Here is a 15,272-nt window from a genome sequence, read left to right on the forward strand (position 1 = left end):
GGGTCCAATTAGGGCTCCTTTGAACTCGGTCGCTTGCGGCCAATTCTTTAATAGTATAAATGCCAGTTTAGTGCTTTTCAATATTTAGCTTAAAACTGCTTTATAGCGACAAGTTTCACGCCTACGTTCCCTAAACCCGTAAGAGCGGTTTTACGGTGAACATAAAGGGCTCGGTGATAAAGCGAGCCCTAAAATTTACTATGAGTTATCCTTTGTTATTAAGTAATTGTTTTAATTCAGCTATTTCATCCTTTAGTTGAGTTATTTGGCCTTTGGTTGCAGGCATGTCATCGTCGTTTATCTGCTCTTCTCGAGCGTTACGATGCTCTTCAGACATAACTTCTAAAATAGCCCCGACCATCATATTTAAAAATATAAATGCCGTTAAGAATATAAACGTAAGATAGAAAATCCAGCTTAACTTATAAACTGCCATGGTTTCGTACATGACGTCGGTCCAATCTTCGAATGTAGCAATTCTAAAGAGAGTTAACATTGAAATCGACACATCCCCCCATAATACGGGGTTTATATCAGCAAATAACATGCTGCCCATTGCTGCGTAAATATAAAAAATCACAAACATTAATAAACCGATATAGCCCATTTGTGGAATAGCTTTGAGTAGAGAGTTAACCAGCAAACGCAGTTCGGGGATCATAGATACTAACCGCAATACGCGGAAAATTCTTAATAACCTAGCAATAAATATGGTTGAACCTGCCGCAGGGTATAAACTGCCTACCACAATGATAAAGTCGAATATATTCCAACCTTTGGAAAAGAAATCTTTAATTCCTTTACTCGCAAAATAGCGAATAACAAGCTCTACGAGGAAAAATGCAGTGATTGCTATATCCATCCAGTGCAAAGCAAATTCTGCTGTTGGGTGTAAGGAGTAGGTATGTGCGCCTACAGTTAACGCAGAGATCACAATAACGGCGATAACAAATGATTGAAATATTTTACTTTTATCGATACGCTGGAACAGCTCTTGTAACTGCGACAACATCATAATACAGCCTTAATGGTAATTAACTTAAAACGTTTGCAATATACAGCAAAACCGAGTGTGATGAATTAGTTTTGCGGTATAAAATGTAAGGAATTTTTAATGATTTTCAATATACTGAAGCTACTTTTTAGTGCTTCAATTGTTTTTATCTTGTCTGCGTGTACATCAGATAGCCGTTATCATGAAATTCAATCAGCACGTTTAGATGAATGTAACTATATGGCTGATAAAGAATATCACGAGTGCATTAAACGCCAAGAAGATAGCTACGACGAATACAAAAGAAGCAGAACCACAGAGCAAACAACTAGAAATGACTAAAACAGAAAAACGACTCGATAATACGCTTCGTAAAGCGTTAACTGCTGCCTGTGAGAATATAAAAAATAACTGTAGCGGCTTTGCTTATTTAACGCATGATGTGGATTTAAAAAAACCAGCAGGTAGTTTAAAGGTTACTTGTTACTTTATTGATGAGTTAGCCTTATCCGAGGCTAACAGCAAACAACAACTACCAGCGTTTGAAAATGAAATAAAAGGACAGCTTTCAGTAATCAACATAAAGCCTCAAGCAATTATTTTTTTAGCGGATTCACTTTAACATGATAACCATTTTTTCAAACCTATCTAATAAACAAAAGCAGCGCAGTTTATTAGCTCTTGCTGTGATATTTTTCATTTTAGGTATTTATCAAATCACAGCACCAACGAATGATGACCCTATACCTATTTTTAGTAATGGCTTTATTATCGCAATAGCATTTTGGGCATTTTCTCGTCGTTACAGTGATAAGTTTATAAAACAACATGCTCTTGTTAATGCCATTACCAGAGCTGACAATCAGTTAATTGTAAACCAGGCACCAATAAAAAAAGTATCACAGGTTGATGTCAAAAGAATAAGCCAAATCACAATTGCAGACAATTACCTAAGTTGTATACTTGATGGCAATGGCCAAGGATTAGATTTTCAAATAATTGGCAAAGCATCTGATATTGAGACGCGTGTAATTTCAATTTTAACAGCGAGTGAACAACATTCGATTACTCTCACTGTAGTTTAATTTGGTGTAGACCTCACATACCGCTATAATCGAGCAAAATAGTAAAAGAGATATATTTATGGCTGTTCCTACTCGTTCTCAAATTTCCCCTGGCACTGAAGTCAACATTGTTTTAAAACAAGATCAACGTAGTGGCACATTAACTAACGGCATTGTTTCGCGTTTATTGACTAAATCACCGAATCACCCTCATGGCATTAAGGTGCAGTTAGAAGACGGCCAAGTAGGGCGTGTTAAAGAGATTGTTTCATGAGTGAATTCACTGAGTCTGATTTTTGGCGATTAGTCACTGTTGATGATAAAACAGCAGATCCTGAATCTGTTACTCAACGCTTAAAAACATTATTAGCGGATTTAAATGACGAACAACTAATCGCCTTTGATAAACAGTTTAGTATCTGCATGCGTCAAAGCTATACCTGGGATTTATTTGGTGCAGCGTTTGTTATGGCTGGCTGTAACGACGATTATGGCTTTTCAGAGTTTCGTTGTTGGTTAATCTCACGTGGCAAGCAGGTATTCAATGAAGCTTTGCAAAACCCTGACTCATTAGCACAGTGCACACCTGTTTATCATCTTAATGAGCAACCGTACCCATATTTAGATGAATATGACCTGATTGCCGGTTTACTCTATGAAGAGCGTAATGACGATGAATTACCGTTTGTGCCTTCAGGGCTAGACCAACCAAAAGGCAAACGTTTTAAAGACAAGCCAAAGTTTTTAAAATTAACCTACCCACAGCTCTTCGCAAAGTATTGGCAGTAATATAAGTTCCTTTCATTAATTTTCCAATTAAAGGTTACTGCGTAATGTAACCTTAACATTCCTCTTATTTTCTTGGCTTTATGTATCTATATTTGAAAAAAAACACGTACCTAATTTCGCTTTTTTGTGTTATTTTTAGCTGTTTGTTAAATGAACGTCTACTGAATAATAATAATATACGACATAGGAATGTTATGTATAAACCACTTTCAATAAGCCTAATTGCGTTTAGCTTATTAAACTCTTTTGGTAGTAATGCTGCGATTTCGCAACGTGTTACAACTTCGTCGAGTTTAGAAGTAAAGGCCTTGTTAGCGCAAAGTTCTTCAACAATTCAATCTACTGGTAATTCATATTTTGTCGAATTAGATAGTGCTAAATTTTCAAAAATTGATCGAAATAAAAAGCTACAACAATATTTTGCTGAAGTGCCTATTTGGGGTCAGCAAGTGCGAGTAAAACAAACTAATCAACATATTAGTGGTTTTTTTGCTAAAAATATTGATGAGGCTTCATTAAAGAAAACATCAAATACTGAATTTAATGAGTCAATTGCGGTAACCACTATATTACAAAGTAATAAGTTAGCTACAAATTCTCCGATTGAAGTTCTTAGCAATGAGCGTTTTATTTTTATTGAAAATGGACAATCTCATTATGTAAGACTAATTGAGCTACAAGTTGATGCCGATGGTATTGAGAGCAAGCCTACGGCGCTTATCAGTGAATTAGATTATCGGATTTTTAAGCAGTGGAATAATATTAAATCTGCACATGCCGTTGGACCTGGCGGTAATTTAAAAACCGGGCAATATGAATATGGAACAGACCTGGATGCGCTTGATATAACTCAGGTTGGCGACGTGTGCTTTTTAGAAAACGAAAAAGTAAAAACGGTCTCTATGGAGTCAGGTTTTGAGCCATCTGAAGCTTTCTCATTTGCATGCGAGCGCAATACACATAAAGAGATTAATGGTGCTTACTCGCCACTCAATGATGCACATGCTTTTGGGACTGCTGTTTTTGATATGTATCAACAATGGTATGACACTGCACCATTAACTTTTCAATTGTTGATGCGTGTTCACTATGGTGAAAATTGGGACAATGCCACCTGGAATGGTGAAGCTATGACGTTTGGTGATGGATCTGACTTATATCACCCTTTAGTCTCTCTAGATATTGTTTCACATGAAGTTAGTCATGGTTTTACTAGTCAAAATTCTGATCTTTTATATTACGATCAGTCTGGAGGTATTAATGAGTCGTTTTCTGATATGGCTGGTGAAACCGCTGAGTACTTTTTACATGAACAAACTGACTGGCTTTCTGGTGCTGACATTTCAATAGCGACCCCAGCATTACGCTATTTTGAAACCCCTTCTCTTGATGGCTATTCGATAGATAGGGCAAGTGATTTTTATTATGGTATGGATGTTCACCACAGTAGTGGTGTTTTTAATCGGGCATTTTACTTATTGTCTAACACCGAAGGCTGGGATCCCCGTAAAGCATTTGAGATTATGCTCAATGCAAACCAAAACTATTGGGTGAACTCGACTGATTTCATAGATGGCGCTTGCGGTGCAATTAACTCTGCAATTGACTTATCGTATAAGGCTGTTGATGTTATTACTGCATTTCAAAATGTCGGAATAAGTTGCGATAACATTCAGTTTATTGATGCTGACTCAGATTATATGGATGATAACTGGGAGCTTTTGTATGGTTTAGATCCAAGTACTGATGCTGATGCTTCACTCGATTTGGACCAAGATGGTTTAACAAATCTAGAAGAGTACCAAGCAAATACATTGCCTAATGCTCAAGATTCTGATGAGGATGATTTATCTGACTATGATGAGTTAAACGTTCATTTAACCGACCCACTTATTGCTGATTCAGATTCAGATAAAATGCCTGATGGGTGGGAAGTATCTTTTGAGCTAAACCCACTTGATTCAACTGACGCGCAGTTAGATTTAGATAGTGACACTTGGGTTAATGTCATCGAATTTTTGGGGGGCAGTGATCCATCTGACGCAAATTCTACTCCTAGTGTTCTTGACGAAACCGTGTTTAACTTTGATGATGGTCAGTTACCTAGTGAATTTATTTCTTCAAACTCCGTAACGCCTTGGCAGATAGTAGAAGTTGGTGGTTCACAAGGTTTTATTCTCACCAATAACGACATCGATGACTCGCATCAAACCAGTGTTGAATTTAACTTTGTAACGGCTGAACAACGCTTTGTTAGCTTTAATTACATGCTTAGAACTGAGGCAGGGTATGACTTTTTAAACGTTTATTTGAATGATGAGATTGTTGTCCATGAATCAGGGACTTTCGATTGGCAAACAATATCAATACCTGTTTCTGCTGGTTTTAATACGTTGAAGTTTACCTATGTTAAAGATGGCTCTTTTTCAAGCGAAGAAGATGCAGTTTTTATTGATAATATATATATTGGTAGTGACTTTTTAGACTCAGATGAAGATGGTATTGCCGACTCATGGGAGTTAATGCATGGACTTGATATTTATAGCAGTGAAGATGCAGCCCTCGACTTTGATCATGATGGGCTATCAAACCTTCTTGAGTTTTTAAATAATGGCCTTCCTAATAACTCAGACACAGATGGCGACACAATGCCAGATGGTTGGGAATATGATAATGCTCTGCACCTTGATGATGCTTCAGATGCAACTCAAGATCCAGATAATGATGGTTTTGATAATTTATCAGAATATTTTTCAGGCACTGATCCTCAACTTTCAAGCTCTTTTCCTGAACTTTTAAATATTACCTCTTCCTTTGAATCACCCACTTTACCTGTTTGGTTTAATCAAGTGGAAGGTTCAACAGCTCCTTGGTTTCTTACTAATGATTATACAACGGATGGACTGCAGAGTATTCGAGCTGGTGATATAGGTGACTCTCAATTTAGTAGCTTTGATATTTCAGGTTTATTTGCAAATGGTATTTTAGTGTTCGACTATAAGGTAGAGTCTGAGTCATGTTGTGATCATCTATATGTCTTTATTGATGGCGTAAACGTTTTTAACAGCCAAACTCAAGACTCCTCTTCGTTTACAACAGTCATTATTGATGTTCCTAGTGGCCTTCATCGACTAGAGTTTAAATATGCTAAAGATGGTTCAGCCTCAACTGGAGAAGATACCGTTTGGCTTGATAATTTTGTTTATTATTCTGAAGGTGACCTAACAGATACCGATCAAGATCAACTTCCAGATTACTGGGAATTAAAGTACGGGCTTGATCGATTAGACCCTACAGATGCACTGTCTGACCATGACTTTGATGGTTTGTCAGCGCTTGAAGAGTTTAACTTAGGTACAAACCCTACATCTGGTGATTCTGATAACGATGAAATGTCAGATGCTTACGAAGTTACTCATAACTTGTTACCGGTTGATGCATCTGATGCGAACTCTGATTTTGATAACGACAGTTTCACTAACATCCAAGAGTTTTATGCACAAAGTAGTGCTAGTGACTCAACATCGACACCTCAACGTTTTGAGCTGCTAAATGAAAGTTTTGAAGAGGGAAGGTTACCGAATCATTTTACTAAGCTTGCTTTGAATATAGGAACCTGGGAAAGAAATACAGATTGGTTCACTGATGGCAATGCGAGTTTAATCCTAGCGCAGAATGATGCTACAGGTGTTTCAGGTTTTGCTATTGCGGGGATTTTTTCTTCTGGTTTTATTAGCTTTGACTACCAAACTAATTATAGCCACCTTTTAGAAGTCAGTGTGAACGGCACTTTCATTGAATCTGAACACTCTACATCACGTTTATTATTACCTGTTGGTGATGGATATAATATTGTAAAAGTTAAATTTGAAAAGACTTCACAGAACTATCAGAGGGTATCATTTGATAACTTTAAATGGTTTACGGAACTTGATACTAGCGTGGACTCTGATGAGGATGGTATTCCTGATTATTGGGAATATGAAAATGACCTTAATGTACTCGAGCCATACGATGCCACTATTGACATTGATTATGATGGCTTATCTAATTTAGAAGAGTTTAACCTTCAAACTAACCCTCGAGCCACAGACAGTGATTCTGACGGTGTACATGACAGCGAAGATAGCCACCCGGATAATGCAAGTTTAGGTGAAAATCAAGCCCCCGTTTTTGGTAACCTTGAACCAATTACTATTGAAGCCACATCTGAAAATACCTATGTACCAAATGTCTTTTTGCCTGAGGTGACTGATAATGGGCGCTTAGAGCCGGATGTGTATATGCAAAATGGATCGGCATTTCCTTTAGGTGAGCATCAAATAAGCTGGGTAGCGCGCGATTTTGTTGGTAACGAAACAATTGCGATTCAAACAGTGACGATTGTTGATACTACACCTCCAGCGATCCGAGAGGGATATTCTGTTTCTTTTTATGGCAATACCTTAGTAGGGCTTAAAGATGTTATTACAAATAGCTATGTAATTGATGAGGCTGCATCAGGTATTAGTTCGTTAGAAATTGACAGTAGCTTTATGTTTAGAACAGGTAATGTACAAGTACCTATTACGGTTACTGATGGTGCGGGCAATAGTGCAACCGGTAATTTAATTGCTAGTATTTATCCTGAAGTGAGTATTCAGCCTTATACCCAAGTATATCAAAGTGGTAAAATTGTTGTTGATTTGTTCATCCATGGTGAGAGTCCTTCAACTTATACCAGCTTTTCTTTGAATATGAATAATCGAAACTATTACTTTTCAACATATTTGTATGGGCCCATCAAAGTTGAGTTAGAACGTCCTTCGTCTGATAATCCTGCAGTTATTACGCTTAATGGCAGAAGTCATGTCTTTGTTGATAAGAACAACACCAGCACGTTGGTATATTTGGAAGAGGAGGCTTCTCCTTCGTTAACAATAGACTTGCGTCAAAATGGTAAAATAATCAATAAAACAGTGCAGCGGTCATTAAATAATTTCTCTGCAGAAGTTAAAGTTTTAGGGTTACCTTCATCAACTTCCCAGTATGATCTTGAACTTGAGGTATCTTCAGATATTGCGTTTGCTCAATACCTTTCGAGTGAGTCTGGTTGGACTGTTAATTTTGATCCAAGTACACTTGATGGCGACTTTTTTGAACTGTCAATGACAGGTAAAGTTGATAATGAAGTTGTGGTATCTAAAGTTATTAAGTTACAAGTGATAGACGATGTTACATTTGATGATCGTGAGGCTGATAATGATGGTGATGGCATACCTGATTTTGAAGAAGGTATGGGTGACGGTGACAAAGATGGTATTGCTGATTACCTAGATAACTCTGCACTTACTCACACTGCTATATTGGCATCGGGGGACTTTGTACAGAGTGTTGATCAATTCAATCATTTATCTGTAGGTACAATTAAGCAAAGCTCAGATAACGGTACTATTGCCGACATGTCTATTGATGAACAGATCTTAGCTGAATACTTTACTGAGTTAGATATAGTTGAGCCACACTTCCAAGCTAAGAGTGATTTGGTTAATTTAAATATCACCCTTGCAAATATGGCAAATAGTGCTGAAATTGGGATACCTCAACACGTTAACTCACTATTAAGCTCGCATCTACAGGTTCGTGTATTATCAAGTACGGGGTGGCAATCTGTACCTACACTTTCTGGTAACGTGTATGAACGAGCGTGTCCTGGTTGTGCTACATTTACTATTGTTGATGGTAGTGAGTTTGACCTCGATGGCGAAGTGAATGGGGTAATTGAGGTTGTTGCGAAATTAGCAGAAGAAAGCCTGAACAAAGCACCCGTGTTAAATGCTTTAATTCCTCAAAGTGTTGAAGAATTAACAGCCGTTGAATTAGATGCTTCAGGTGCTATTGACCCTGATGGTGATAACTTAACGTTTGATTGGAATGTTGATCATCCACAAATTTCAATCAGTGAAACAGACACTAATGGAAAAGTGATGCTCAATGTTGGTGAGTTAACGGAATCTGCTGATGTGGTTGTTAGTCTGATTATTTCTGATGGATATGAACAATTTTCTCATGATTATGAAATAGCTTTTTTACATGTTAACCAGTTACCAAGTGTTGAATTAAGCCATGCTACCATTGTTGTTGATGAAGCTGCCGATGTAACTGTTACAGCAACGGCTTCAGACAAAGAGTCAGCTGAACTCACATATGCTTGGGTACAAACAAAAGGTATTGAAGTAGCACTTGAAAATGTAAATACAAATAGACTTACGTTCACAGCCCCGAGCGTGAGTCAATCAAGTGAGCTTGCATTTAAAGTCATTGTCTCTGACGGTGAAGAAGAGGTTGAGCAAGCTGTTACTGTTACAGTTAATAACGTGCCTCAGGTTGTACAGCCTAGCAACGAAGGCGGTGAAAAAGGTGGGGGTGGTTCTGTTGCCTTCATACTCTTATTACTTTTAACTATGGGAGTATATAGAAGGTCAATAAATTATCATCTATAACCTCTATCTATAAGTGCCTTTAAAATTGTTAAAACCCCTTGCAAATTGCAGGGGGTTTTGTTTTTAGGGTAGAATTTCATACTGTTTTTAAAAAGTTCAGAGCTGAATGTGCTATGCTGGTTCTATCCTTAAAAACTAGGTTTTTTAATGCGTTATTATAAATTTCTACTTTGCTTTAGTTGCATTTTAGTAAGCAGTGCTATTAATGCAAAAACAGTGTTACCGAGTAACAAAACTAAGTTTGAAAGTTTATTGAACAGCAAAATTGGTAGTTATGAACGGGTATCTGGTGATCCCGCTTTTTGTGATTCTGGAGAACTACAGTGGCTCGATACCACGAAGCCAGATTTAGGTTTTCGTTTGGGTGGTCTAATTACTTTTAACTCATTACACAATGGGACACAAACAAATAAAGTGCCTAACTTTTGCTTAGTGACCACCAAGTTTAAATACACCAGTGAAGGCCTCACTATGACGCTTCGTCATAACCGCTGTGAGAATGACAGTGATAACCTCGATACCAGTCAAACTTTACGCTTTTTAGCCGATCATAAAATACAGTACAGTATTGAAAACACAGACGTTGAATGTATCTTTGAACTACAGCGTCTATAAGTCACATGTTATTTTAGGTAAGGCATGCCATCGAGTGGTGTATTGCGGCGATAAAAACGCGCGTTTCATATGCCACGATTGTGTTTGTTGTTGGCTAGCAAGGCTGAGTGTATCACTGCCGTATCGCTGGTTTATGGTATCTAAGCACTGCATCAATTTAATGTTATCCTTTGAGACAGTAAATAAATCAGCTTGTTGAAATTGCACCGAGTTTAGCTCGAGTGCACCGACACCACATTTATAAAACATCACCCCTGGTTGATAAAGCTGATCGAACAAACTAGTTACTGCATGGACTAATACACGGCTATCAGCACTGGGTACAGTGAAGTCATAAATTAATGATTTTTTATAGTAATACTGCTCATGTGGGGAGCTGGCTACAAATAATAGTAATCGTTTAGTTACTGAGCGTTGCTGGCGCAGTTTTTTTGCGACCACGACACAGTGATTTACAAGGGCTGTTTTTAACGCGATAGGGTCAGTTAAGCGCTTGCCAAAACTACGGGTTGAAAATATCTCGCGTTTATCTTGGCGTACTTCGTCCCAATTTAAACAGCTTATCCCATTTAACTCACTCACAGTACGTTCAAGCACAACACTAAATTGGCGTTTAATACGCCTTGGCTCTTGCTGCGCTAAATCAAGCGCAGAGTGTATATTTAATAGCTTGAGCTTTTTTGCTATACGTCTACCCACGCCCCACACATCACTAACATCCATCAAACTTAATATGTGTTTACGCGAGCGCTCATCATCAATTACCGCAACGCCATTAAAGCCATTAAGTTTTTTAGCGGCATGGTTGGCGGCTTTAGCCAATGTTGGTGTAGGGCCAAAGCCCACACCAACAGGCAATTTGGTTTCTTGCCACACTGTATGGCGTATCATTTGCCCATATTGATGCCAATCTTTAATTAAAGGCGCAAAGCCATTAAAGTGTAAAAATGATTCATCAATCGAATAGATATGTTGGTTATCACAAAAACGGCTGATCACATTCATCATTTTGTCGCTTAAGTCGGCATACAGCTCATAGTTAGATGAGCGAATAATTACGTTATGTTTAGCGAGTAAATGCTTTACTTTAAAGTACGGCTGAAATTTTGGAATATTTAACTTACGAGCAATCGGGCATACTGCGCACACACAGCCATCATTGTTAGTTAGTACAACAACGGGCTTTCGCCTAATTGCAGGGTCGAACACCTTTTCGGCACTGGCATAAAATGACACCGCATCGACTAAGGCATACATTGGTGTAGCTCAGGGCTTAAACGATGTAGGCGAATAGAGCGAGTAACAACGCCTTCTAATTGAAACTCATCATTGGCTGATAGTTGTACAGGCCCATAAGCAGGGGACGCTGACAATAGTTGTGCGTTAGTTTTATCTAGTAGCTTACACACAAATAAGCCATTTAAATTGGCTACAATCACATCGCCATTTTTAGCGTCTTCAACTCTGTCGACTAACAGTAAATCGCCATCAAAAATACCCACCCCTTGCATTGACTCTCCTGAGGCAACACCGATAAACGTAGCATCAGGATGTTTTATTAATAATTGATCAAGCGATAGGCCTAATTCTTTGTATTGTGCTGCGGGGGATTCAAATCCACATACGCCAGCTTCGATATAAATAGGGATAACACGCATACTAAAACACACTTAACTGTATATTTGTACAGTATAGTGCTTGGCAAGTTAAAATGCCAAGGGTTAGATCAGTATCGCAAGCGAAAACGGTCTATTTTAGTCATTTTTTATATTGCTGATCATAGTGTTAGCTGTATGCAAAAAATTATCAATCTGGCTCTGATCTAACCCTTTGCATAGTAAAGCATCAACACTTTGCTCCGCAGCATGCAGCTTTTGTAATAACTGCTCACCCGCAGTGGTAAACGAGAGGATAAAACAGCGCTTGTCGTTTTCATCGGCGCATTTGGTTACTAAATCGAGCTTTATTAACTCTTTGATCAAACGTGCTATTTGAGCTTTATCACGTTGTGTTTGCTGAACAATATCGTTTGCAGTGCAACCGGGCGTTTGGGCAATAATGTGTAAGCAGCGCACATGTAATGCGTTGATACCTAACTCGTTAGCGTTAATTGAATTTCGTACGGTCACGCGGTAGCTCTGGGCAAGAGCAAATAAAGTAGCGGCTAAATTTTGTTGTGTCATAAAACACCTAGTTAGTTGACAAAGTCAATTAAAAGTATATAGTTGATTTTATCAACCAGTGGGTCGTTGTGCAAACAATCATTGTTTTATTAAATAATTGGAGACAAACATGAGTAAAAAAATACGTCGTGCACACGTGATCAGTACCACACAAATAGCGCCGCATTTAATGCGTATTGTAGTTGGCTCTGAGGAGTTTGATGACTTCCCACGTGATCAACAAGGTGCTTATGTCAAAGTACTTTTCCCTCATGAAGGACAAACCGACGTTGAACTTGATCTAAAAGCTGATAAGCCGGCAGTTATGCGCTCATACACAATACGTAAAATAGATTCACAAAGCGGTGCAATTAGCTTGGATTTTGTTATTAATCAACACAGCGGAGTTGCCACTAATTGGGCTAAGTATGCCAAAGTGGGTGATAAAGTCGGTATTGCAGGGCCTGGGCCTAAAAAGCTCTCAGACTTTAGTCAATCAGACTACCTACTATTGGGTGATTTAACCTCTGTTAATGCAATAAATGGTTACTTACAGAAGTTACCAGCCAGTGCTACCGTGAATGCTATTATTCATGTACCTGATAAGAAGGATATTATTGACTTAGATACAATCAAAAATAAACACCACGTTAATTGGCTTATTAGTGAGCAACCACACACTGATTTAATCAATGCTGTGATCACCGAATTAGGCCAAAGTCATACCAAACCACTCGTCTTTATGGCCCTTGAATCATCATTGATACGTGAAATAAACACCCTTTTACGAGAACGTTTTTCGATTGAACGCGAGAGTATTGTCTGTTCAGCCTATTGGAAGCAAGGCATAACAGCCGATGGTTTGAAAGTCGAAAAACAGCACCAATCAAATGCTTGAACGGCATTTGAAAAATACACTTGTGGCACCACTGTATACTTATATTGAATATAAATAGAGCGTGTTATGACTGTACTTAACAATATACATTTTTCATTGTTAGAGCTTAGCCCAATGAAAGAGCATGAAACTGTATCGCAAACCCTGGCAAATAGTGTTGCGTATGCACAACAAGCAGATGAATTAGGCTTTAATCGCTTTTGGATGGCTGAGCATCACAATATGCCAGGTATTGTATGTGCCGCAACATCGGTATTAATTGGGCATATCGCTGGGCAAACACGTAATATCCGTGTAGGTGCTGGTGGCGTAATGTTACCGAATCACCCACCACTTATCGTTGCGGAACAATTTGGTACACTTGAGAGTTTATACCCTGGGCGTATTGATTTAGGTTTAGGCCGCGCCCCAGGAAGTGACCACATAACAAGCCGAGCACTTAGACGTGATGAGCGCAGAGCTGAAAATTTTGCCGATGAAGTTACCGAGTTGCAATCATTACTTGGCCCAAGTGATGGTGACTCTCCAGTACGGGCTATACCGGGCGAAAACACGAATGTGCCCATTTGGTTGCTCGGCTCTAGTTTATATAGCGCCCAATTGGCGGCTAAAAAAGGCCTGCCTTATGCGTTTGCAGGGCATTTTGCGCCGCGTTTTTTATATGATGCGATCGCCTTGTACCGCCGTGAGTTTAAGCCCTCAGCAGTATTAGACAAACCCTATGTGATGCTTGGTTTACCTGTTGTTGCAGCAGATACAGATCAGCAAGCACAACACTTAGCAACCACGTCAAAGCAACGAGTACTGGCACTATTACGCGGCCATGCCCTTTGGTTAAAGCCTCCGGTTACGAGTATGGATGAACTTTGGAGCGAGCAAGAGCAAGCACAGGTTGATAACTTTTTAGGTTTATCCGTTGTGGGCAGCCCTGTGACCATTAAACATAAGCTCGAAATGATAGTAAAAGAGCTTGGAGTAGATGAGTTCATATTTACCAATGATCTATACCACAGCCAAGACAGGCACAGAGCTCTTGAAATCTTAAGCACATTAAAAAGCAGCTAAATTAAGCGAGTATACATTTTGCGCTTGCTACTCTAGTTATACATCAAAACAGCGGTAAACCAAGCAGTTTACCGTTCTGTTTTATTAATCAATTCGATTTATATAATCAATTTTAACGTTTTAATAAAACTCATTAGAATGAAGGTATAAACTAAGCAACATACTTAAGGAAGGCTCACCGTGAAACCTCATGACCTTACAACCACAGAAACTTTCAATAAAACAGCATTGATCGCAGAAGGGGGTGGTCAACGAGGAATTTTCACCGCGGGTGTACTAGATGCATGGCTTGAGCACCAATACGACCCATTCGACCTTTTTATTGGCACATCAGCAGGCTCACAAAACCTGACTAGCTTTTTAGCGCGCCAAAAAGGCTATGCTAAACGTCTTATTAGAGGGTTATCTCGTAACAAGCGTTTCTTTCAGTTAGGAAGAGGGTTACTTGGTAAAAGTATTGTTGATCTTGATTGGTACTTTGATAAAACCACAGAGTTTAACCGTGCACTTGATTTTAAAACGGCTAAAACCAGCCTAGGTAAAAGAGAGCTATTGATCACAGCAACAAACGCACGGGATAGAAAGCCATACTTTTTAACTCCAACTGGTGAGGGAAAGCAATGGCGAGAGCTATTAAAGGCATCAAGTGCGTTACCATTTTTATATAAACAAGGCGTTAGATTAACACCTTGGCTTGATAAAACAGCTGCAAACGAAGAGGCTGAATGCAGTACATGTGCTTTAGCCGACGATGACTTCTTTTTAGATGGTGGTTTAGCTGCGCCGCTGCCTGTAAGAGAGGCTTACAACCGAGGTGCGCGCAAAATTGTTGTTATTCGAACAGTGGATGCCAGCTTGCCAGTACAATCGGCTTGGGTGAATAAGCTTAAAACATTTGTGTGTGCATCAGGTTATTGTCCTAAATCACTCGATTATTTGCTACAACACGAACAAGCATATTTAGAAGAACTAAACTTCATGGAAAATCCGCCTGAAGATCTCCAAGTGATTCAGATTTTTGCACGAAGCAAATTAAACAGTAAATTACTCGGCAGTACTGATGCAGATTTACGCAATGATTACAAGCTAGGGCTCGCTGCGGGTAATCACTACCTCAGTGACCAATATGACTCTAATAAAACACAGCAAAAGTATTACGGGTAACACAGCCCGTAATACAGTTTTCCTACTTATTTTTATATC

General features: G+C 38.8%; 14 protein-coding genes. 10 read left to right on the top strand and 4 right to left on the bottom strand.

Annotation, left to right across the window (positions count from 1 at the left end; translation table 11 throughout):
- Positions 1-205 precede the first annotated feature (205 nt).
- Positions 206-1,012: an ion transporter gene (locus AAEU30_RS00150; RefSeq protein ID WP_421959028.1), complete on the bottom strand. Its 807-nt coding sequence runs from the start codon at positions 1,010-1,012 to the stop codon at positions 206-208.
- 102 nt (positions 1,013-1,114) lie between these two features.
- Here AAEU30_RS00150 and AAEU30_RS00155 point away from each other — a divergent pair, with 102 nt between their 5' ends.
- From AAEU30_RS00155 to AAEU30_RS00185, 7 genes are all read left to right on the top strand, one after another.
- A complete protein-coding gene (locus AAEU30_RS00155; protein WP_421958730.1) occupies positions 1,115-1,336 on the top strand; it encodes a hypothetical protein in 222 nt (73 codons plus the stop codon).
- Positions 1,329-1,616 carry a hypothetical protein gene (locus tag AAEU30_RS00160; protein WP_421958731.1) on the top strand — a complete coding sequence of 96 codons (288 nt, stop codon included), beginning with the start codon at positions 1,329-1,331 and terminating at the stop codon, positions 1,614-1,616. Before AAEU30_RS00155 ends, AAEU30_RS00160 begins: the two co-directional genes overlap by 8 nt.
- A gap of 1 nt (position 1,617) precedes the next feature.
- Positions 1,618-2,079: a hypothetical protein gene (locus AAEU30_RS00165; protein WP_421958732.1), complete on the top strand. Its 462-nt coding sequence runs from the start codon at positions 1,618-1,620 to the stop codon at positions 2,077-2,079.
- A gap of 58 nt (positions 2,080-2,137) precedes the next feature.
- Entirely contained in the window at positions 2,138-2,332 is a 195-nt protein-coding gene (locus AAEU30_RS00170) for a YwbE family protein (protein WP_087531427.1), read from the top strand.
- Positions 2,329-2,847 carry a DUF4240 domain-containing protein gene (locus tag AAEU30_RS00175; RefSeq protein WP_421958733.1) on the top strand — a complete coding sequence of 173 codons (519 nt, stop codon included), beginning with the start codon at positions 2,329-2,331 and terminating at the stop codon, positions 2,845-2,847. Before AAEU30_RS00170 ends, AAEU30_RS00175 begins: the two co-directional genes overlap by 4 nt.
- 194 nt (positions 2,848-3,041) lie before the next feature.
- Positions 3,042-9,329: a M4 family metallopeptidase gene (locus AAEU30_RS00180; RefSeq protein WP_421958734.1), complete on the top strand. Its 6,288-nt coding sequence runs from the start codon at positions 3,042-3,044 to the stop codon at positions 9,327-9,329.
- A gap of 147 nt (positions 9,330-9,476) precedes the next feature.
- A complete protein-coding gene (locus AAEU30_RS00185) occupies positions 9,477-9,944 on the top strand; it encodes a hypothetical protein (protein WP_421958735.1) in 468 nt (155 codons plus the stop codon).
- Here AAEU30_RS00185 and AAEU30_RS00190 read toward each other — a convergent pair.
- The 3 genes from AAEU30_RS00190 to AAEU30_RS00200 form a co-directional block, all read right to left on the bottom strand.
- On the bottom strand, positions 9,939-11,201 hold the full coding sequence (locus AAEU30_RS00190) for a Y-family DNA polymerase (protein ID WP_421958736.1): 1,263 nt from the start codon (positions 11,199-11,201) through the stop codon (positions 9,939-9,941). The two genes, AAEU30_RS00185 and AAEU30_RS00190, sit on opposite strands and share 6 nt — an antisense overlap.
- A complete protein-coding gene (locus AAEU30_RS00195; protein ID WP_421958737.1) occupies positions 11,189-11,602 on the bottom strand; it encodes a LexA family protein in 414 nt (137 codons plus the stop codon). The genes AAEU30_RS00190 and AAEU30_RS00195 overlap by 13 nt, the downstream gene beginning before the upstream one ends.
- A 96-nt stretch (positions 11,603-11,698) precedes the next feature.
- A complete protein-coding gene (locus AAEU30_RS00200; protein ID WP_421958738.1) occupies positions 11,699-12,127 on the bottom strand; it encodes a MarR family winged helix-turn-helix transcriptional regulator in 429 nt (142 codons plus the stop codon).
- Positions 12,128-12,236: 109 nt separating this feature from the next.
- Between AAEU30_RS00200 and AAEU30_RS00205 the strand changes: the two genes are divergently transcribed.
- From AAEU30_RS00205 to AAEU30_RS00215, 3 genes are all read left to right on the top strand, one after another.
- Positions 12,237-13,004 (top strand): siderophore-interacting protein, encoded by a 768-nt coding sequence (locus tag AAEU30_RS00205; protein ID WP_421958739.1) that lies wholly within the window; start codon positions 12,237-12,239, stop codon positions 13,002-13,004.
- Between the two features lie 66 nt (positions 13,005-13,070).
- On the top strand, positions 13,071-14,069 hold the full coding sequence (locus AAEU30_RS00210; protein ID WP_421958740.1) for an LLM class flavin-dependent oxidoreductase: 999 nt from the start codon (positions 13,071-13,073) through the stop codon (positions 14,067-14,069).
- 180 nt (positions 14,070-14,249) lie between these two features.
- A complete protein-coding gene (locus AAEU30_RS00215) occupies positions 14,250-15,233 on the top strand; it encodes a patatin-like phospholipase family protein (RefSeq protein ID WP_421958741.1) in 984 nt (327 codons plus the stop codon).
- Positions 15,234-15,272: the final 39 nt, after the last annotated feature.

The sequence above is a fragment of the Pseudoalteromonas mucoides genome (genome assembly GCF_049257175.1).
In the GTDB taxonomy this organism is placed as follows: Bacteria; Pseudomonadota; Gammaproteobacteria; order Enterobacterales; family Alteromonadaceae; genus Pseudoalteromonas.